At 39.4% G+C, this 19,870-nt stretch carries 19 protein-coding genes; 13 read left to right on the top strand and 6 right to left on the bottom strand.

The features are described 5' to 3' along the window. Positions 1–1,264: 1,264 nt before the first annotated feature. From RMZ41_RS22230 to RMZ41_RS22205, 6 genes are all read left to right on the top strand, one after another. Entirely contained in the window at positions 1,265–1,543 is a 279-nt protein-coding gene (locus RMZ41_RS22230; protein ID WP_322645177.1) for an EamA family transporter, read from the top strand. A 36-nt stretch (positions 1,544–1,579) separates the two neighbouring features. After that, complete coding sequence (locus tag RMZ41_RS22225) at positions 1,580–1,936, top strand: EamA family transporter (RefSeq protein ID WP_322734424.1); 357 nt, start codon at positions 1,580–1,582, stop codon at positions 1,934–1,936. Positions 1,937–2,027: 91 nt separating this feature from the next. Further along, on the top strand, positions 2,028–3,332 hold the full coding sequence (locus RMZ41_RS22220) for an NAD(P)/FAD-dependent oxidoreductase (protein ID WP_322645178.1): 1,305 nt from the start codon (positions 2,028–2,030) through the stop codon (positions 3,330–3,332). Positions 3,333–3,372: 40 nt separating this feature from the next. Next, entirely contained in the window at positions 3,373–4,197 is an 825-nt protein-coding gene (locus tag RMZ41_RS22215) for a glycosyltransferase family 2 protein (protein WP_322645179.1), read from the top strand. Positions 4,198–4,552: 355 nt separating this feature from the next. Beyond that, positions 4,553–6,025: a TldD/PmbA family protein gene (locus RMZ41_RS22210; RefSeq protein WP_322645180.1), complete on the top strand. Its 1,473-nt coding sequence runs from the start codon at positions 4,553–4,555 to the stop codon at positions 6,023–6,025. A 225-nt stretch (positions 6,026–6,250) separates the two neighbouring features. Next, positions 6,251–7,591, top strand: a complete 1,341-nt coding sequence (locus RMZ41_RS22205; protein WP_322645181.1) for a TldD/PmbA family protein — start codon at positions 6,251–6,253, stop codon at positions 7,589–7,591. A gap of 67 nt (positions 7,592–7,658) precedes the next feature. On the opposite strand, the gene RMZ41_RS22200 is transcribed toward RMZ41_RS22205, so the two are convergent. From RMZ41_RS22200 to RMZ41_RS22175, 6 genes are all read right to left on the bottom strand, one after another. Beyond that, on the bottom strand, positions 7,659–8,102 hold the full coding sequence (locus tag RMZ41_RS22200; RefSeq protein WP_322645182.1) for a pentapeptide repeat-containing protein: 444 nt from the start codon (positions 8,100–8,102) through the stop codon (positions 7,659–7,661). A 272-nt stretch (positions 8,103–8,374) separates the two neighbouring features. Then, the gene (locus RMZ41_RS22195) at positions 8,375–9,388 is read right to left on the bottom strand and encodes an aspartate carbamoyltransferase catalytic subunit (RefSeq protein WP_322645183.1); all 1,014 of its coding nucleotides are present in this window, start codon (positions 9,386–9,388) and stop codon (positions 8,375–8,377) included. A 120-nt stretch (positions 9,389–9,508) separates the two neighbouring features. Beyond that, complete coding sequence (mgtE, locus tag RMZ41_RS22190) at positions 9,509–10,861, bottom strand: magnesium transporter (protein WP_322645184.1); 1,353 nt, start codon at positions 10,859–10,861, stop codon at positions 9,509–9,511. Between the two features lie 727 nt (positions 10,862–11,588). Beyond that, positions 11,589–12,017: a DUF4112 domain-containing protein gene (locus RMZ41_RS22185; protein ID WP_322645185.1), complete on the bottom strand. Its 429-nt coding sequence runs from the start codon at positions 12,015–12,017 to the stop codon at positions 11,589–11,591. A 22-nt stretch (positions 12,018–12,039) separates the two neighbouring features. Continuing rightward, positions 12,040–12,405, bottom strand: coding sequence for a hypothetical protein (locus RMZ41_RS22180; protein ID WP_322645186.1), 366 nt, complete (start codon positions 12,403–12,405; stop codon positions 12,040–12,042). Between the two features lie 120 nt (positions 12,406–12,525). Beyond that, the gene (locus RMZ41_RS22175) at positions 12,526–12,669 is read right to left on the bottom strand and encodes a hypothetical protein (protein WP_322645187.1); all 144 of its coding nucleotides are present in this window, start codon (positions 12,667–12,669) and stop codon (positions 12,526–12,528) included. A gap of 373 nt (positions 12,670–13,042) precedes the next feature. On the opposite strand from RMZ41_RS22175, the gene RMZ41_RS22170 reads away from it, so the two are divergent. The 7 genes from RMZ41_RS22170 to RMZ41_RS22140 all read left to right on the top strand — a co-directional run. Then, positions 13,043–14,065 carry a cyclic nucleotide-binding domain-containing protein gene (locus RMZ41_RS22170; protein ID WP_322645188.1) on the top strand — a complete coding sequence of 341 codons (1,023 nt, stop codon included), beginning with the start codon at positions 13,043–13,045 and terminating at the stop codon, positions 14,063–14,065. A 14-nt stretch (positions 14,066–14,079) separates the two neighbouring features. Next, positions 14,080–15,531, top strand: coding sequence for an NHLP bacteriocin system secretion protein (locus RMZ41_RS22165; RefSeq protein ID WP_322645189.1), 1,452 nt, complete (start codon positions 14,080–14,082; stop codon positions 15,529–15,531). A gap of 30 nt (positions 15,532–15,561) precedes the next feature. After that, positions 15,562–17,799, top strand: coding sequence for an NHLP family bacteriocin export ABC transporter peptidase/permease/ATPase subunit (locus RMZ41_RS22160; RefSeq protein ID WP_322645190.1), 2,238 nt, complete (start codon positions 15,562–15,564; stop codon positions 17,797–17,799). A gap of 289 nt (positions 17,800–18,088) precedes the next feature. Next, entirely contained in the window at positions 18,089–18,367 is a 279-nt protein-coding gene (locus tag RMZ41_RS22155; RefSeq protein WP_322645191.1) for a Nif11 family protein, read from the top strand. Continuing rightward, positions 18,364–18,552, top strand: coding sequence for a hypothetical protein (locus RMZ41_RS22150; RefSeq protein WP_409875766.1), 189 nt, complete (start codon positions 18,364–18,366; stop codon positions 18,550–18,552). The genes RMZ41_RS22155 and RMZ41_RS22150 overlap by 4 nt, the downstream gene beginning before the upstream one ends. Before the next feature lie 317 nt (positions 18,553–18,869). After that, positions 18,870–19,247 carry a hypothetical protein gene (locus RMZ41_RS22145; protein WP_409875764.1) on the top strand — a complete coding sequence of 126 codons (378 nt, stop codon included), beginning with the start codon at positions 18,870–18,872 and terminating at the stop codon, positions 19,245–19,247. Beyond that, positions 19,244–19,870: hypothetical protein (locus tag RMZ41_RS22140; protein WP_409875762.1), on the top strand; the 627-nt coding region annotated here is incomplete at its 3' end. The genes RMZ41_RS22145 and RMZ41_RS22140, both read left to right, overlap by 4 nt.

Below are 19,870 nucleotides of genomic sequence, written 5' to 3'. Positions count from 1 at the left end.
GGTAAATTATTCCCTGTGAGTAAGGGTTTGGGCACTTTAGACTCATTTTTTAAATGCTTATTTACTAAGAAGATAAGCTTGATTTCAAGTCTAGTCCATAAACTGGAGTTTCCTAACTAGAAATTATTCATAAATCTACAGATAATTTATAATTCTTAAGAATCAAAATTTATAATTCTTAAGAATTAAAACTTATAATAGTCAGTATAGAAAATTTGCGACTTTGTAAAGTTCTTGTTTAAGTAGATTTTCAGTAAATGAATTTTTGATGAAGTGTAGCGATAAATATGCAACATACTTTTCTCGTGGTATTCTAGTAAGTAATTATATGTAGTGATAAATTCTGAGGTAAAACTCTAGTTAAAATTACATGTAGTCAAGAAAAACATAAGCAAGCGTAATATTACAATAATGAAAAGACATTTAAAATCTGCTTAAATCAACGTAACATGCAAGTTGTTTACCAAACGTTAGTTTACATTAGCTATTAGTCTCCTCAAATACTCCATTTGGACATTGAGTAAAACTAGAAACTTATAAGGCTCAGTACTGTAGATTGAATTTATCTGTCTGCGATCTCCACAGCCAATCCAACTTCTGTTATTCATTGTGTTCCCATGTCTAAAAAGAGTATGTATGCATACTTTTTTGGAATACAAATTTTTATTAATTGGCTTAGTTCTCAACTGAAGTTAAAAATAGGTATGTGACCCTAGAGAAATTCTATGGTATCTCATAAAATTAATCACCTTTTTTTGGAGAATAATGAAGAACATTTATCAATCTAGTTAATTTAATTGCTTGAGAAAGTTGAGTAGTGTATTCAATCGAATCCTTGAACTTCCCTAGATATGCATCCACTATGATTTAGAAAAGTATAATCCAGTAAATTAATATAGCTTAATCTACTCCGATAATATCTATCGTCAGTAGATAGAATACAGCAACCCTCACACAAGCTGCATAGTATTGACTTATAAACTTTCAGATATTAACTTCGATAGTCATTTTGATATCAGTCACATCAACATAGCTTTCCTATTTTTATTTAATGATGTGGAAGTCGGATTGCACAGAAGTGGGTAAGATATCCGAAAAATTATAAACCTATGTTTGCTGTCATGTTCATAGCTACTATCTCGATTAAGGCAAATGCAATATGAAATATATAGGGCAAATTTCAAACTTTAAAATAATCCCCTACATTATCTTGTTTGTCAGTATCTTATTGAGTATTTCTGGGCAATTGCTGATGAAATATACTATGAGTCATACAGATGAGGGAGTGTTTACTTGGGAATTTATACAAAAGTTAGCATTAGCTGTTAGTGTTTATTGTTTGGGAATAGTAAATTGGATACTGGCTCTACGAACAGTAAAATTGAGTATTGCTTATCCCTTGACTAGTTTAAATTATGTCGGCATATTTTTCGGCTCATCCTACTTTTTTCATGAGTTGATTACACCAACTCGAATTGCAGGAGTTCTCACTATCTTTATGGGGATTCTTTTAGTGGTTATTCCACAGAAAAAGCCTATATAAATTTATTTATAGGAAATTTACTAAATATCTTGAGAAATGAATATTATTACCTGGCTACTTTTAATGATTGTAGTTTTATTCGGAACAACAGCTAACGTATCACTAAAATATGGACTTCACATTTCTAGTCCTACAAAGGGAGCAAGCGCATCTATTCTGAGTCTATTATTATCTCGTTATTTTACGATTTGGTTTATCTGCTATGCATTGATGACCATATTGTGGCTTTATGTATTGCGGACAATTCCTCTGAGTCAAGCATTTCCAGTTCTAGGATTAATGTATGCATTAATACCTATTGCTTCGCACTATCTTTTAAAAGAGCAGGTTATGTTTAGCCAGTGGTTAGGAATTTCCATTATCATAACGGGTGTAATTCTGGTGGTAAACTAATAGCTAAATCAGCAATTATCGATGTTATTAATATTAGAAGACTCTGAATATAAATTTCAAAACTATCCCTATAAAAATATCAATTAAATTTATGAATATAGGTATCATTGGCGGAGGTATAACGGGGCTAGTATTAGCCCAACGTCTTGCAAATCAAGGACATACCGTAACTGTATTCGATAGTAGTAAACAGCTTGGTGGACTTACCACCTATCATGATTATGGGTTATTTACTTGGGATCGCTTTTATCACGTTATCCTGCCTTCTGATACTCATTTAATCAATTTTCTTAGAGATATTGGTCTTGGAGAAAAACTGCGTTGGCATCGAAGTTTAACAGGGTTTTATGACAATCAAAAATTTTATTCTATTAGTAACACTATAGAGTTTTTGCGCTTTCCTCTATTTGGACTTATAGGCAAAATCAGATTAGCTTTTACTCTACTATATGGGTCACGCCTTAATAACTGGCGGCGCTTAGAAAAAATTTTGGTTGAAGATTGGCTATTAAAACTCGGTGGAAAAAATACATACGAAAAGCTTTGGAAACCCTTGCTTCTATCAAAATTAGGAGATAACTATAAGCGAATATCAGCAGTTTTTATTTGGGCTTATATTAAACGACTATTTTCAGCACGTGATTCTTCATTAAATAAAGAACAACTTGGTTATGTTGCAGGCGGTTACAAAACTGTTTTTGACCATATAGAAAAATTAATTTACGCGGCTGGAGGTAATATTCGCACAGGGGTGACAGTAGAATATATAGCACCTCATCCAGAGGGTGGAATGTGGGTCGAATCTCACAGTAAAAAGGAACATTTTGATAAAGTTATTTTTACTGGCCCAGTTAATATTTTGCAACAAGTTGCTGCTAAGGAACTAGTGAAAGTTTCAGATACCCATGAAACAGTAGAATACCTGGGTGTAATTTGCATGGTACTGATTACTCGTAAGGCTTTAATTCCTTATTACGTAGTAAATATCGCCGATAGAAATATCCCTTTTACTGGCGTTATTGGTATGAGCAACCTAGTTTCTTTGCAAGAGACAGCAGGATATCATATTACATTTCTACCAAAATATATCCTTTCCACTGACCCCTTGTTAAAACAGCCAGATGAGGAATTGCGCCAAATGTTTTTCCAGGGTATACGTTTAATGTTCCCGGAACTTAAATCAGATGACATTGTAGCAGCACATATAAATCGAGCTATTAAAGTACAGCCGCTACAAGTTTTAAATTATTCCAGCCTTGTTCCAAAAGTGAGTACCGAAAATGAAGATTTTTTCGTCGTAAATACCTCGCAGTTGGTCAATGATAGCGTCAACAACAACGCAGTTGTGCGGCAGGTCGATGAATTTCTCAAGAAATCAACATTATTGAATTCTTGAAATTTGAGTAATTTTATTTTAAAAATCACACGAGGTCTTTATGAGTCTTTTTGTTCTTTTACCTGCATACAACGAGCAAGAATCAATTCGCCCCTTGTTCAAAAAATTTCAGACATTGCAGCAAATCTCTAATATGGAGATAAAACTAATTCTTGTTGATGATGGTAGTAGTGATGCAACTGCTCAGACTGCTTTAGAAGAAGCTCAATTCCGAGGAATATTACTTAAATTAGTCCAACATCCCAAGAATGCTGGTTTAGGTGAAGCAATTAAAACAGGTTTTACAACTTTCTTAGAAATTTCTAAAGAAGGTGATTTTTTAGCCGCAATGGATTGCGACAACACTCAACCACCAGAACTGTTAATCAAGATGTATGACACTATGATAGCTGGTAGCTATGATATTGCGATCGCATCTAGATACCGCAAAGGCTCTAAAGTCATAGGTTTATCAAAATTTAGAGAAGTAATGAGTTACGGAGCTAGCTGGCTGTTTAGAATTGCCGCCCGTGTACCAGGTGTAAGAGACTATACTTGTGGTTATCGACTATATAACCGTACTTTTCTTAATAAACTGAATATGCATTATGGCGACAATCTATTTACTGAAAGTGGATTTGCTTGCATGATAGATTTGCTGTTAAAAGCCAAAGTACTCAGACCAAAAATCGCAGAAATTCCAATGGTTTTGAGATATGACCAAAAGCCAACCGCCAGCAAAATGAAAATTATGAAAACTATTGCTCGAACATTGAAGCTCCTGTATAAAAATCTATCATCTACAGGGCAAAGTTCCAATTTCGGTCAGACTTTCAATGAGCAAGAAACACTAATAATTCCACTGAAAATGGCAAATCGTAAATAAACCAAAGACTGATAGTTTAAATTAAATTAAGCGTTTCACCAAACAAGATTGCATATTTAGTAGGAGTTAGTCGATAGTTAGAGCCTATCCTGGCTCGTGACTCTCTTCATTAATAAGAGTGTTAGTTAAATATATATAGGTGTATCTCACATTTCACATCGATACTCTCAAGGATGCGTACTTTCAAAATCTCAGCCCGCATTGGCGGGCTTTTTTATTGATAAGTCTTTTAAAGGAGGGTTAGGGAAATCCACACTACCTTTCTACCGACTGTAGCTTTCACTGATTTGTTAGACTAAACACACCAGGATTTTTCAGTCAAATCTCTGAATTACGCCAGCAGACGAGGCTACCCATGCTTACAAGTACGCTACTTCTCTCGAATCAACTTCCCACTTTACAATATTCCTCCACACCAGAGCGTTTCGATGAAACCTGGGAGGCCCCCCTGGCTACTCTCCTGGGATTAGGACGCGCCGCAGGTGCTGACTTTATCGAATTATTTTTAGAGCGTCGCAACTATATTAGTTGTCTTGCAGAAGAGGATTCCATCACTAGTATTTCACCAAGTCTATCTACAGGTGCGGGAGTCAGAGTATTTCGCGGCAAAGCCGATTGCTACGTCAGTACTAATGACCTTTCATTTTCTGGTTTAAAAGCAGCTTTAGAAAAAGGTCTCTCTATCCTGGGATTGCAATTACCTACTGCTAAAGCTTTCATTCCAGAAATTAACCTAGAATTACTGAGAGATTACGCCACGAAAAGAGGTAAAGATGCATGGCTACCAGGGTGTAGTTCTATTCGCGAAATGGGAGAAGTCCTTCTTGATGGGACTACTCACCTGAAGCAAAAAGCTAGCCACGTCCAATCGCGCCGTGCTACCTATTTTCGGGATTGGCAAGAAGTTTTAATTGCCGCCAGTGATGGTACTTTTGCCCGTGATATTCGTCTTACCCAGTCGGTAGGATTTAACCTATTGTGTGCTGATGGTGCTAATCGTACCTCAATTGGCGATCGCGCAGGTAATACTAGCGATGCCAATTTCTTGAGAACTTGGGATTCTCAACAAGCCGCCGAAAAAATCGCAGAATCGGCTGGAAAAATGCTTTACGCCGATTATGTCGAATCTGGTACTTACCCGATTATTATGGCCAATCACTTTGGCGGCGTAATCTTCCACGAAGCCTGTGGACACCTGCTAGAAACAACTCAAATCGAACGCAATACTACTCCCTTTGCTGACAAAAAAGGCGAAAAAATTGCCCACGAAAGCTTAACCGCCTGGGATGAAGGGCGCTCTGAAAACGCTTTTGGGACAATTGATATGGATGACGAAGGTATGCCTGCTCAAAGAACCCTATTAATTGAAAAAGGCATTCTCAAAAACTTCTTAGCCGATAGGACAGGTTCTGCACGCACCGGACACCCTAGAACTGGAAGTGGTCGCCGTCAAAATTATACCTTTGCTGCTGCCAGCCGGATGCGTAATACTTATATTGATTCTGGTGAATATAGCACTGATGATTTATTTGCCTCTGTTGATAAAGGTATTTACTGTAAAAAAATGGGTGGTGGTAGCGTTGGTGCTACAGGTCAATTTAACTTTAGTGTTGATGAAGCTTATTTAATCGAAAATGGCAAAATCACCAAACCGCTAAAGGGAGCAATTTTGATTGGTGAAGCTAAGGAAATTATGAACAAAATTTCTATGTGTTCCCAAGATTTGGAAATTGCACCAGGTTTTTGTGGCTCTGTTAGTGGAAGTATTTACACCACTGTCGGACAACCCCACATCAAAGTTGATTCTATTACCGTTGGTGGACGATAAGAATTTTAGATTTTGGATTTTGGATTTTGGATTTTGAATATTACAATCCAAAATCCAAAATACCCAAGCTCTCGGATTGTTTCGTGGGTTCAATCTCAGAATATAAAATTGTTGAACTATTTTCTCAGTTAGAACTTTACGATACAAATACAAGCAATAATATCCAAAATCTAATTTTCAAAATAGAATCGCTTCCAATCCAAAATCTAAAATCAAAAATTGACTATGCCAAATATCAATGAAATTGCAAATTCTGCCAAGGATAATGCTAATAAACTTGGCATTAAAAAATTCGACATTTATGGCTCAATAGTAGATGATACAAGCGTACAGGTAGACCAAGGTGAGCCAAAACAGGTTAAAGCATCAAATCGCTCTGGTGTTACTGTTCGTGTGTGGAATGAAGAAAATACAATGGGTGTCACCAGCACCACAGATGTAGACCCCAAGGGATTAGAATTAGCTTTGAAAACTGCTTACGAAGCCAGTTTTTTTGGTGTTAAAGAAAATGTTCCTGATTTTAGTCCAGAAGCTACTGTTCCCATTGCAAACAAAGCTCAAGATAAGACACCCCAAGCACCTGTAGCTGAACTCATCGAAAAATTGTTGGTAGCTGAAAAAGAATTACTGGCAGCCCATCCAGCAATTAAAGGTGTACCTTATAATGGGTTATCGCAAAGAGATATTGACAGATTCTATCTCAATAGCGATGGTGCAGTGAGAACTGAATCTCATTCCTTAGCATCAGTTTATCTTTACACTAAAACTGAAGAAGATGAAAAAAAACCACGCAGTGCAGGTGCTTTTAGAATCAACCAAAGTTTAAGTAATTTAGACATCAAGGGTTGCATTAAAGAAACCGCCGATAAAACTATCAGCCACTTGAACTATGAAAAAATCAAGACTGGTAAATATCGAGTTGTATTTTCACCGGAAGCTTTCTTAAGTCTGTTGGGTGCTTTTTCTAATTTATTCAACGCCCAAAGTATTTTGGATAATCAAAGCCTATCCAGTCCTGATGATTTAGGTAAACAGATTGCTTCCCCTCTACTTTCAGTTTATGACGATGCACTGCACCCAGCTAACGTGGGAGCAGAAACTTTTGATGGCGAAGGAACTCCAACTCGTCAGATTTCGTTGATTGAAAATGGTGTTTTAAAAAGCTTTCTTCATAGTGCAGGTACTGCCAAGAGGTTGAATACCCAGCCCACAGGTAATGCCAGTATTGGTGCAAAAGTCAGTGTTAGTCCGAATTTTTATCATGTTTTCACAACAGCAACTCCTCAAGAAGAGTTAAGTTTAGAAACTGCGGAAAATGTGATTTTCATCGATGATTTACAAGCTCTCCATGCTGGAGTTAAATCCTTGCAAGGTTCCTTTTCTCTGCCGTTTGACGGTTGGCTAGTTAATAAGGGTGTCAAGACGAGTATTGAGTCTGCAACTGTGGCTGGCGACTTCTTGGAACTCTTAAAGTCAATTATTTATGTAGAAAAAGAAGCTGAGTTAACGCCAGGGGGAGTTTGTCCGAAAATCTGGGTTAATGAACTGTCAATTACTGGTGAATAAAGCCTGAAAAGTGCAGAGTTAGGAGTTGCATATAACTCTTAACTCATCACTTTAAAATCATGATTCACTATTCGTATTCCCCACCAATGCTAATGGCAGTGTTAAATACGTCAGCGCCGCTTAAATCAATATTAGCCAAAATTGCGCCATTTACGTCACTGTTATATAAACGGGAATTACTTAAATTAACGTTGGTGAGATTAGCGTTATTTAAGATAGTATCGCTGACGAATGCTTTTGTGAGATTAGCAGACTTTAAGTTTGCGCCCGTTAAATCAGCACCTTCTAAATTAGCACCTTCGAGATTAGCTCCCTTTAAATTTGCGTTTCTTAGGTCAACACCTATGAGGTGAGCGCCTTTCAGGTTTGCTCCTGTTAAATTACATCCAGAACATTCTCTAGTTTCCAACAAGCGGCGGACAGGGGCGGAGCTTTCTGCTTTGACGGAAAGGGGAGCAGCTAAAGATAGCGTGCTGAGTAAGGCTGCTGCCGTCAAAAAGATTGCTTTCATATTTACCTCCGACATTTCTAAAAGTCATTAAATTCTTGACTTCTACGATTCCACTGTCCCAAAATTTGAGAACTATGTCCTCATGCGATCGGAGGAACATATAATTTCTATGAGATTAGGTATTCTTCTGAAAGTTAGTCCGATGGGCTTAATTTGAGTTCTATCTTGGTGAACTGTTTCGCATTTAACTTGCATAAGTTGGACGCTCATATTGCCTACCCCACAAGAGTTTGATTTCATTTGATTATGCGACTTAAATGTTTTTCAGCTTATTAAGCCTTGCCGCTACCTAATAAGTACAGCAGAGCCATCCGAACGGCGATACCGCTAGTAACTTGCGATTGAATCAGACTAAATTCTGGGTCATCCATCAATTCAGAACTAATTTCAACACCCCGATTAACTGGGCCTGGATGCAGAACTTTGACATTAGGTTTACAAAGTTGCAGTTTTGTGCGTGTAATGCCAAACAACTGATGATATTCTCGCAAACTTGGCAGCAAATGAGCCGTCATCCGTTCCTTTTGTAAGCGTAGAGTCATCACAAAATCGGCATCTAGTAAAGCTGGTTCTAGTTGCCAATGTAGAAAAAGTTGGGGAGTAGGCGAATAACTTTTGACTCCTAACTCTTCACAGATATATTCAGCAAATAATTTGGGTAAGAGGGTTGGTGGTGCGGCGAGATGCACTTCGGCACCACTGGCGATTAAACTCCAAATATTCGATCGCGCCACGCGAGAATGAAGGATATCTCCAACAATGGCAATCTTTTTTCCTTTTAAAAGTTCGAGTCGGGGACTAGCTGGGTCAATTAACGTACTTATGGTAAATAAATCTAGCAGTGCTTGGGAAGGATGTTCATGTTGACCATCACCAGCATTGAGGACACTAACTCGTACACCTAAACGATCCATTTCAGCTGCGATCGCATTTGGTACTCCTGCCTCTCGATGGCGGACTACCATAATATCAGTTCCCATTGCCAAATAAGTCTTTGCCGTGTCAAGAATTGTCTCTCCCTTAGTCATGGAAGATGTAGCTGCGGCGAAGTTTAGGGTATCTGCACTTAAGCGTTTCGCCGCGAGTTCAAAACTGCTGCGAGTCCGGGTAGAAGATTCAAAAAATAAATTTGCCACCACCTGCCCCTGCAAAGTTGGCACTTTCTTCGTCCGCCGCGATAGTACCTCTTGAAAAGAGGCCGCAGTTTGCAAAACTGTATCGTATTCAGTGGTGGTGAAGTCAGCTAGGGAAAGAATATGATGACGATTCCAGGTAGTAGTAGGCATATTTGGGGGTTGGGGACTGGGGACTGGGGACTGGGGATTGGGGACTAGAGGAGATTGAGGGAAAAATAATCAATGCCCTATGCCCCATGCCCCATGCCCAATCCCCAATGCCCAATCCCTTCAAGTTGGTAAATGGAAAACATTTAAAGCTAGAGAAATTAGGCTGAGGAACGTTAAAAACCCAATTGTATCTAGCATTGTAGTCACTAATGGGCCACTAACTAAAGCAGGGTCAAGTTTCAGCCGTGTCAAACCCATTGGCAGTAAAGTGCCGAGTGTAACAGCCACAATTGTATTAGTTGCCATTACCATACCGGCAATTAAAGCTACCCATCGCTCTTGGGGCCGCGCCCAAATTAAGGAAAGCAGGAACATCGTTGTGGCTAAAGCTACGGCTGTACCTAAACCAGCGAGAAGTTCCTTGCGGAGAATTTTTAAGGTATCTTTGGATGTTACTTCTCCCACTCCCAAGCCGCGAATTGTCACCGTTAATGATTGAATACCGACAGTACCACCAGTGTTAGAAAAAATTGGCATGATTACTGCTAGAACTGGCACTGCGGCAATTACAGATTGAAAAGGCGCGATCGCGCTGGCTGCACCAATATACAATGCCATAATGCCCAACAGCCAAGGCAAGCGGTTGCGGATGGTGAGTAGAGGAGAAGATAAAGCAGCTTCATCACCACTCACACCCGCCAGTTTTTGGATATCTTCTGTGGCTTCCTCTTCCAAAATATCCATGACATCATCAATGGTGACGATGCCCACCAATCGGTCTTCCCGATCGACGACGGGGATAGCGATTAAGTCGTAGCGCTGCATAATTCGCGCCACTTCTTCTTGAGGCGTTTCGGTTCTAACTTTGATGACGCGATCGCTAGAGATATCCTTAATGAAAACATCGGGAAAGGTAAACAGCAATTGGCGCAGTGAGACTACTCTCACCAGCGTCCGGTTGTCATCGGTAACGTAGGCGTAGTAAATCGATTCCTTATCTTCGTCCTGACGGCGGATTTTACTTAGGGCTTCACCGACAGTCAAACCTTGTCGCAACCGAACATATTCGGTTGTCATCACCCGCCCAGCAGTGCCTTCTGGATAGCCGAGAATCGTTGCGGTTGCTTGCCTTTGCTCTGGACTTAGTTCTTGTAATAGCCGTTTGATTACCCCAGCAGGTAGTTCATCAAACAATTCCGCCCGTTCGTCGGGACTCATGGCTTCTACAAGTTGCACTACTTGGACATCATGCAGAGAATTAATTAGTTCTTCCTGCACCTGTGTGGGCAGATATTCAAATACATCAATTGCCTGAGCTTTGTTGAGTAAACGGAATGCGATCGCCCGTTCTTTCTCTGGCAATTGTGTAATGTAATCTCCTACATCCACAGGTTGTAAGCGATTTAAATCCCATTTCAACTGGTTTAAATCGGTTGTATCAGTCAGCAAATCACGAATATCTTGTGTGAGCATGATATATATCTCCTAAGTCTCCCCCGCGCTGGGAGACTGACTCGCCAGATCAGAGGAGGTTGATACTGCCATCTGGTGGACTATTGCCCATAAAATTTCAACAATTCAATATCGATATCTAAATCAAGGCATCGCTAGTCATCATCCTAACCCGGAATAGTACTCTCCGGTAGCTACTGAATACTAGCATTCAGTCTTTGTAATATTTATGACTACTAAATAACTTAATTGCCATCGGATTTTTAAGTAATTTTTGCGTTATTTAAAGTAGATTTTACTATTGCCACTAGCTATGTGTCTTGCTAATCACCAAATTTACTCGTAAACTTTACAGAGTTAAAATATTTACAAAATTAATAAGTAGTATTTGGTATCAAGCAACTTCATGTATAGTCACCTGGACGGCAGAGAATCAGAAATGTTGGCAGATTTCACCTCATAGTCACGCTAAGGTGTTAGAGCGGCGATCGCTTATGCTCTTTGTAAAAGCCGCATTTTCAAATTTGTTGATGATGTAGAGTTTTATCAAAAAAGGCAGAGGGCAGAAAGCAGTATTCCTTGTGCCTCCTACCCTCTGCCTCCAGCATAGCTGCCTTCTTCGATTACCTGCCAATGAGTCAGTAATTCACCTCTGCTCCACATCTTTGGTGGGAGATTAGACTCTCGGTGTAAACCGCAGATGAAACTAGGAAATTCGTCTAGCTCTGCGTGATTTAAGTATTTGATTTTAGGGATTTCTGATTACTGTATGCTTTATAGTTTCATTATCAGAGTAAAGTTCATCATAAACAACTTCTTGGAGTTTCGGTTCAACCACTGTCAAATGTTGCTCTAAAATTGCCAAATTACGAATATTGGACTTATAGAAAGCATCAAACAAATCACCTACAAAAGGCACAGTACCAACGACTGTTTCCAAACCAACATTAAAAATCATTTTGGCTAACTCTTGACGTGGGATGCCGAAGCGGGTAGCTAAAAATATGATGTAAGCTGAAAACCCTGTACTGATTAAATCACCAGCACCTGGAACTAAACCGATAATTGGGTCTATTCCAATGTGAAATCCTGTTAGAGGGATACGTATTGATGTATCCATCAAGCGGCTAAGTTTGCGGATGCGATTTAGAGTAGCAAGGCGTTTGGCAGCGTCCATAATTTACGATTTTACACTAATCTTAAGTTGCACTATTTTTAGTTCTTTGTCTTGTACCGTTAGAAATAACAACTATGAATAAAAATCTTGACCAAAAAGCAAGACGCAAGCCTCTGGCTTTAGACATGGGGATAAATCGGTAGCGGCTTCGGACGCAGTAACAATATATTAGGACTGAGTAGAGGTAATCACATCCGGCATCACCATAAATACATTTGAGATGGGGAACGGGCAGAGTTTTACCCAATATTCTGATTTGATTCTGCTGCCACTCCAGTTTCAAGCAGTGTTGGTAGAGTTCGTTTCCTTGTTCAAGGCTTAAGAAATCGGGGTAGTAAGTGATTGGTAAAACTGGCGTGTATTCAGAGAAAAGTGTGAGTTGTTGCATAATCTTGTTCTCAAAGTTTTTTGAGTTGTGTAAGCGAGAAATAGTATGCTTATAGAAAGCAACTAACCTTCTAATAGGTTGATATAGTCAAGCGAATGCTCATTTTCCCAGCGTTCGCTTTTAACCTTTCATCAATACCCGTGGCTTCTTGGTAGCAAAAGCACCCGCCTGCCTGAGCGTAGCAGTCGGGTTTGGATGGGTGAAAAACTCCTCAATTGCTTTGGTCAATCCAGATGCAACCATTGGGTCATGGCAGGCGTACATCGCCTTCCCAATCGATTCTCACGAGTGATTACCGAAAGTCCTGCTGATGTGGGCTATTGGAGTGATGGGATGTTGGTGAGAAATCTGACGCGAAGATTTATTTTAAGAGCTTTTGTGTTAGAAAAGCTATTGCTTAGGGAAAGCTTAAAGTAAGACTCTGTTTTGAAGACTTTGATTGTAATTCATCAACCGAACGATACAAATTACACAACAAAAGTGGCAACGCATACATGAGTTGAATGAATAGTATAAAAATACTATTTACTGACAAATAATTACTTGTTGCTATAGATGATTTTTCAAACTAAATCTGAGTGTACAACCTTATTAATTATGTTTCTAAACGAGTTTTTAATTAACAGCCCAAATCAATATGACTCAGATATTCTCTAGCTTTGATAATTTTCGGAATTTACAAGCAAGTGATTTCGAGTGGATAGAGTCAATGGCTCAAGCCGAAACCTATCAACCTGGGACAGTTTTAATAAAAGCAGGTAAATTTTCTCCTTTCATCTATCTCTGTTTAAGTGGCAATCTTACAGCCACTTCTACCCAAGCAGATGACAGCAAGCAATTAATGGAGATATCGGCTGGCGAACTGATTGGCGAAACTTCCTTACTAGACGATCGCCCAGATTTATACTCGGTCAGAGTTACTCAAACTGCCCAATTACTAACCATACCCAAACACAATATCGAACACCGTTTGCAAAGCGATCGCGATTTTGCAGCTAGTTTCTATCATTTATTATCGATTAACCTGTCAGAACGGTTGCGGAAATTAACTAATTTGATGGGCAAACAGAACATCAGAGAAGGAGAACCATTACGGAAAGTTCTGGTTGTATTTGCGGTTCTTAACGACAGCGATATCTCTTGGATGGTAGCTAATGGCAGAGCCGAAAAAGCAGCATTGAATACTGTTCTAATTCAACAAAATCGAGAAGTACCAGCCGTTTATCTTTTATTAGAAGGGTTAGTCGGCATTTACTTACAAATCAACAACAATAATGGAGTGCAAGAAAAAGAGATTGCCAAACGGGTTAAAGGCGAGATTTTAGGCGATATGTCGTTTGTTGATGGCGGTACAGCTTCGGTAACTGTCAAAGCCCTAGAAAATGCCTGGATTCTAGCGATATCAAGACAAACCCTAACTGCTAAGTTAAAAGCAGATCGGGCATTTGCCAGTCGTTTTTATCGTTCTATTGCTTTGACTTTATCCAATCGCTGTTTAGATTTATTAGCAAGGAGCAGCACTGCTATGCTCTCATCCGAGACAGTAGAAATGTTGTCTGCCGATATTGAAGTTGAAGACGAACTCGATTTAGATATGTTGGCAGGAACAGCGATCGCAGGTACTCGTTTCGACTGGATGATTAATCAACTCCGCCGCTAACTAGATCAAAACAGATGCTTTTTAATCGAAATAATAAAAAAGAGAGCATTTTCCGCCAAGAATCTTTAGAACGTCTATCCTCACCGGAACGCTTAGATCGGTTAATGCAAGTAGTTAGCCCGAAAGATTGGCTGGCGTTGGTCGCGTTGAATGGTTTAGCAATTGGTGGCGTAATCTGGAGCATAGTTGGTCGCATTCCCATTACCGTTGACGGTCGAGGTATATTTATTCAACCTCGTCAGGTAGTTGAGTTTCAATCATCTATCGCCGGACAAATTCAAGCTTTAAATGTTGCTAGCGGACAATGTGTTAAGAAAAACCAACTCCTGGCAACAATTTATCCGGCTGACTTGCAAAAACAGTTACAGCTAGCGCGTCAACAGTTAACTCAATTGCAAAGACAAGCTCAAGATACCTTGGTTTTATCCAAACAACAGCTAGAAACAGAAAGAAATATCATTACTGCCAATCGCACCAGCTTGCAACAACGTCTCCAAGATATTAGTGCGCTTGCACCGCGACTGAGAGATAAAGAACTAACCGCGATCGCTCAACAGCGTCAAAGTTTAGAACAGCGTCTTCGAGATGCTCAAACTTTAGTACCAGTGATGCAAACAAGACTTAAGCAACGACAAAATTTAGCAGATGCGGGGGGATTATCAAAAGATTCGCTGTTGCAAGCCGAACAAGAGTACGTACAAACACGTCAAAACCTTGCTGATATTCAAGTTCAACTCAAACAACTAGAAGCTCGCAATAGCGAAGTTGAGCGCACTTATTTAGAACAAATCCGTTCTATGAGCGACGTTCAGATTCAGTTAGGAGAACTGAATGCTAAAAGTAAACGCTTGGATCGAGAAAATTTAGAAACTACAAATCAAAGGAATAAAGAAATTGCCACAGTTAACCGAGATATTGCTAGATTGGAGCAGCAAATAAAAGAGAATAGTCAAATCTTAAGTCCCCAAGCTGGATGTATTTTGGAGTTAAATACAACATTGGGGCAAGTGGTTCAACCTGGAACTCGATTAGGAATATTGCGTATAGGTAGCACTCAGGAGTCAGCTAAGGCGATCGCTTATTTTGCGATTAAAGACGGCAAACAAATTCAGCCTGGAATGTCGATTTTGATTACTCCCGATACAGTCCAAAGAGAGCGATTTGGGGGAATTGTCGGAAAAATTACTCACATTTCGCCACTACCAGTAACTCAAGAAGGAACTGTTTCGGTAATTGGCAATCCAGAAGTTGTGAGAAGTTTGATTGGTGAAACTGGCGCGATCGAAGCAACTGCTAATCTTACTAACGATAGCAACACTGTTACTGGTTATAAATGGTCATCTTCTCAAGGGCCAAATTCAAAAATTACTTCGGGAACTACAGCTTCAGTTCGAGTCACCGTCGAACAAAGAGCGCCAATTACTTTTGTACTGCCAATTTTACGAGAATTTACTGGAATCAAATAATTTATATTTTGCTAATCAAATATATTAACGATGAATTTATTTAAGAGATTTAAAAAATCAGATCCAGAAAACACAAATTCTCAAGTTGACAAATTTCAAAATATTCGCTTTAAAACGCCAACTTTGTTGCAGATGGAAGCAGTAGAGTGCGGGGCGGCAGCTTTGGGAATAGTATTAGCTTATTATGGTCGCATCGTTCCTTTAGCAGAACTGCGGGTTAGTTGTGGTGTTTCCCGCGATGGTTCTAAAGCATCAAATGTTTTAAAAGCAGCTAGAAACTACGGGTTACAAGCAAAAGGCTTTAAAAAAGGATTTAAGCAACTGCAACAATTAAAACCACCTTTTATTGTTTTCTGGAACTTCAATCACTTTTTAGTGGTAGAAGGTTTCGGACAAGAACGGGTTTGGTTGAACGATCCAGCTACGGGGCCGCGCAGCGTAAGTCTGCAAGAGTTTGACGAAGCTTATACAGGCGTAGTTTTACTCATGGAACCAGGTGCAGAATTTAAAAAAGGCGGCAGAAAACCAAGTATTATTAATGCGCTTTATAAACGCTTGCGAGGCTCGTTTGATGAACTTTTTTTCTGCATTTTGGCTGGATTTTTTTTAGTTATTCCCGAATTAGCTATTGCTTCCCTCAGCCAAGTTTTTGTTGATAATATTTTGATTGGAAATCGCTTTGGTTGGTTAAAGCCTTTGGTGTTAGGAATGGGAATTGCAGTATTGTTGCAAGCAATATTAACAATTCTGCAAACCCGAAAGCTGCGGTATTTACAAATTAGATTGTCAATTAGCATGACAGGAAATTTTTTATGGCACGTTCTCCGCTTGCCAATTGGTTTTTATGCTCAGAGATTTGCGGGAGAAATTAGCAATCGTGCCGCTCTTAATTATAAGGTAGCGAAAATACTTTCCGGTCAGTTAGCGCGAACGACTATAGATGCAGTGATGTTAGTTTTTTATGCGGCGGTGATGTTAGCTTACGATTGGATGCTAACAGCGATCGGTTTAATAGCAGTAGCAATTAATATTGGGTTTTTGCAATGGGTAGCGCGAAAACGAATTGATACAAATATGCGCCTAAGTGTAGATTATGGCAAAATTGCTGGCGTAGAAATTGGGGCTTTAGAAAGTATTGAAACCATTAAATCAGCAGCATTAGAATCAGATTTTTTTAGTCGCTGGGCAGGATATTATGCTAAAGCTAATAACTCGCAACAAGAATTGCTGCAAACCGATTTAATTTTGGAAGCTTTACCACCCTTATTAACAGCTTTAACTTCCATGCTGTTACTAGTTGTCGGCGGTTTGCGAGTGATAGATGGCTATATCAGTATTGGGATGTTAGTGGCTTTTCAAACTTTAATGACCAGATTGCAGCAACCAGTTAATAGTTTAGTTGGTTTGGGCAGTACAATTCAAGCGATTGATGGGGATTTGAAGCGATTAGATGATGCTTTAGATAACGCGATCGATCCAAATTTAAACTCAGAATTACAGCGCGATCAAACTCCAATTGAATATGCTAAATTTTCAGAACGATGTCGCTTGCAAGGATATGTCGAACTGCAAAATATTACCTTTGGTTACAGTCGGATAGAAGAACCATTAATTCAAAACTTTAGCTGTCAACTCAAACCAGGGCAAAGAGTAGCATTTGTAGGTACTAGCGGTTCGGGTAAATCTACTCTTTCTAAAATTGTTACGGGACTGTACGAACTTTGGGAAGGAGAAATCTTATTTGATGGCATTCCTCGACAACAAATTCCCCGTGCAGTATTAGCTAATTCCCTCTCAATGGTGGAACAGGATATTTTTCTATTTAGCGGTACAGTACGAGATAATTTGACGCTGTGGGATGAAACAATTCCTAATTCCCAATTATTAAAAGCCTGTCAAGATGCCGCTATTTTAGATGTAGTAATGGCAATTCCTGGGGGTTTAGATGGCAAATTATTGCAAGGAGGTGCTAATTTAAGCGGAGGTCAGCGTCAACGGTTAGAAATTGCCCGTTCTCTAGTTAATAATCCGGCAATTTTAGTGATGGATGAAGCAACCAGCGCTTTAGATGCAGAGACAGAAAAAATTATCGATCGCCACATTCGACGGCGAGGTTGTACTTGCATTATTATCGCTCACCGTTTGAGTACAATTCGGGATTGCGATGAGATTATTGTTTTAGAACGAGGGAAAGTAGTGCAAAGAGGGACTCACGAAGAAATGAAAGATATTGATGGTGCTTATGCTCGATTAATTAAAGCTGAATAAAAAGTATCAATAACTTGTGTAAATATTTTTATACTTCAAACAAAAATAAAAAATATGAATATAATGAAAAGCGTTGAAGAAGAATTCAGAAATCAGAATTCAGGAGTCAGAATCAATCAGTCGGCGATTTCAACCCGCGACTGATTGAAGACTACCAAATCGTAGATTTGGAGTTCTTGTTTTAAACCCGTTTATTCATCCGCCAGTCGCACAGAATTCAATTCTGAATTCTGGCTCCTGACTCCTGAATTCTGTTTGATAAAATCACCTTTCTAGAGGGAGAGATACAATGAGTCTAGCAGCTTGTACAGAATTTTTAGACAAAATCAATAGCGATGCCACTTTGCAACAAGAAGCAATTACCGCCTTAGAAGATAAAGAGCAGATTGAAGAAGCAGCTAATGCTTTTGTATTGCTCGGAGCAAAGCATGGATATGAATTTACCGCCGCCGAAGCTACCCAAAAGTATCAAGAAATTACTGCTGAGGGAGAAGGGGAACTTGATGAGGCGGCATTGGAACAGGTAGCGGGCGGGATACGCTGGCGAAGAGCAAATGAGGGACTTTGAAGAAGAATTCAGAAGTCAGAATTCAGGAGTCAGAATCAAGACGCTCGTTCGCCCTTGGCGTGCCGCAGGCAAGACTCGCTAACGCTGTGCTGTCAGTCGGGGATTCAGACCCGCGACTGATTGTTTTGCACCAATTCGTAGATTTAGTGGAGGTCTTAAACCCAGTTATTCATCCGCCAGTCTGACTTAAATTCATACTGAATTCTGACGACTGACTCCTGAATTCTATCTTGATAAATAGTCTTCTTTTAGTATTTGCTACTTAGACAGGGAAGAAGCGGAAAAACCAACAATTAACTTGTTTCTCCAGTGAAGCTTTTTACTTGTTGGTTTCTTTTTCTCTCGCACTTTTGAGCGCATCCTTTGGAACTCTTGCCGAACTTTTATAAAGTCAGGCTTTTTTTATTAACTAAATATAAGTGTTAGCCAAGGCTAATAACACTCACCACACCTACTCGCCAATAATCCTTACCAAAAAAAGCTAGTGAAGGAAATTGTTAATATGAATTCATGCCAACAGAGCGATTTAGATTTAGTTAAACAATACACCTCTGAAGAACTAATTTCTTCAGAAGCTTGGCAAAAAATTCAACAGTTAGTTCCTAAGTTACCGCCATTTTCTCAATTTATTTTAGAGTGCCGTTTAGTGGCTGATAATCCTCAAGTAGATTTTTCTACGTATATGCAACAGAAATTACCTGTTTGCACAGACATTTTTAAACACCCGCTTTGGCAACGCATTCAAAACTTCTACCAACAATGGTTAAATCCAACTTCTCCATTACAGGATATTTTAGTAGCTGGCCCAGAGTTTGACCTTGAGGACGTTTTACCAGATCCGCCTATTCCTAGTTTTTTTTTGGCTTATACAAAGAATTGACTCAAGAATTTCAGGATAGAAGCGGCAACATAACTGAACAGGTAACGCAAAAAGGACTTGATAATGCTAAAGAAATTCTGACTCAAGTTTGGGGATTAGTGAAACAAGAAAATATACCCCCTGCTGTCGAGCGAAAACTCGAACAATGCTTCGATTTGATGCCTGCGAATACTGACATAAATTTAGTTGGCATGATGTTTGCTCGTCCCGTGCAAACTACCAGACTTCAGTTAGCAGGATTTACCAAAGAACAAACTATTCCCTATTTAGAAAAGATTGGTTGGCAAGGAGAATCAGACCGTTTAGCCGAAATGATGGCGATCGTTCCTGCTAATTTTAGCTCTTTCATACTCACTTTTGATGTAGACGAGCAAGTATATCCGAGAATTGGGTTAAAGTACTTTACTCGCTGCACCACTAAAGACGCTCTGCCTTGGCAGGAATTTTTAGAAATCTTAGTGAGACATCAGTTATGCAGTCCAGAAAAAGGGGAGGCATTACGAAAGTGGCCTGGTTATACGCAAATCAAAGGAAATTCGCCAAGTTTCTTCCAGATAATAGAGAATGCTGCGGCGCTCCGAGAAAATCGACTGCTCAACGTCATGGAGAGAAATTTCGGTCAA

It is taken from the genome of Nostoc sp. DedVER02 (assembly GCF_034530675.2).
In the GTDB taxonomy this organism is placed as follows: domain Bacteria; phylum Cyanobacteriota; class Cyanobacteriia; order Cyanobacteriales; family Nostocaceae; genus Nostoc.
Note: the sequence above shows the minus strand (reverse complement) of the source record. Positions and strands in the feature narration are given on the sequence as shown.

Coding starts and splice junctions, on each gene's coding strand:
- RMZ41_RS22160 (WP_322645190.1), top strand. CDS start 15,562: ATGAATTTATTTAAGAGATTTAAAAAATCAGATCCAGAAAACACAAAT.
- RMZ41_RS22225 (WP_322734424.1), top strand. CDS start 1,580: ATGAATATTATTACCTGGCTACTTTTAATGATTGTAGTTTTATTCGGA.
- RMZ41_RS22230 (WP_322645177.1), top strand. CDS start 1,265: ATGAGTCATACAGATGAGGGAGTGTTTACTTGGGAATTTATACAAAAG.
- RMZ41_RS22205 (WP_322645181.1), top strand. CDS start 6,251: ATGCCAAATATCAATGAAATTGCAAATTCTGCCAAGGATAATGCTAAT.
- RMZ41_RS22165 (WP_322645189.1), top strand. CDS start 14,080: ATGCTTTTTAATCGAAATAATAAAAAAGAGAGCATTTTCCGCCAAGAA.
- RMZ41_RS22215 (WP_322645179.1), top strand. CDS start 3,373: ATGAGTCTTTTTGTTCTTTTACCTGCATACAACGAGCAAGAATCAATT.
- RMZ41_RS22180 (WP_322645186.1), bottom strand. CDS start 12,405: ATGCAACAACTCACACTTTTCTCTGAATACACGCCAGTTTTACCAATC.
- RMZ41_RS22200 (WP_322645182.1), bottom strand. CDS start 8,102: ATGAAAGCAATCTTTTTGACGGCAGCAGCCTTACTCAGCACGCTATCT.
- RMZ41_RS22155 (WP_322645191.1), top strand. CDS start 18,089: ATGAGTCTAGCAGCTTGTACAGAATTTTTAGACAAAATCAATAGCGAT.
- RMZ41_RS22170 (WP_322645188.1), top strand. CDS start 13,043: ATGACTCAGATATTCTCTAGCTTTGATAATTTTCGGAATTTACAAGCA.
- mgtE (WP_322645184.1), bottom strand. CDS start 10,861: ATGCTCACACAAGATATTCGTGATTTGCTGACTGATACAACCGATTTA.
- RMZ41_RS22220 (WP_322645178.1), top strand. CDS start 2,028: ATGAATATAGGTATCATTGGCGGAGGTATAACGGGGCTAGTATTAGCC.
- RMZ41_RS22145 (WP_409875764.1), top strand. CDS start 18,870: ATGAATTCATGCCAACAGAGCGATTTAGATTTAGTTAAACAATACACC.
- RMZ41_RS22185 (WP_322645185.1), bottom strand. CDS start 12,017: ATGGACGCTGCCAAACGCCTTGCTACTCTAAATCGCATCCGCAAACTT.
- RMZ41_RS22175 (WP_322645187.1), bottom strand. CDS start 12,669: ATGTACGCCTGCCATGACCCAATGGTTGCATCTGGATTGACCAAAGCA.
- RMZ41_RS22210 (WP_322645180.1), top strand. CDS start 4,553: ATGCTTACAAGTACGCTACTTCTCTCGAATCAACTTCCCACTTTACAA.
- RMZ41_RS22195 (WP_322645183.1), bottom strand. CDS start 9,388: ATGCCTACTACTACCTGGAATCGTCATCATATTCTTTCCCTAGCTGAC.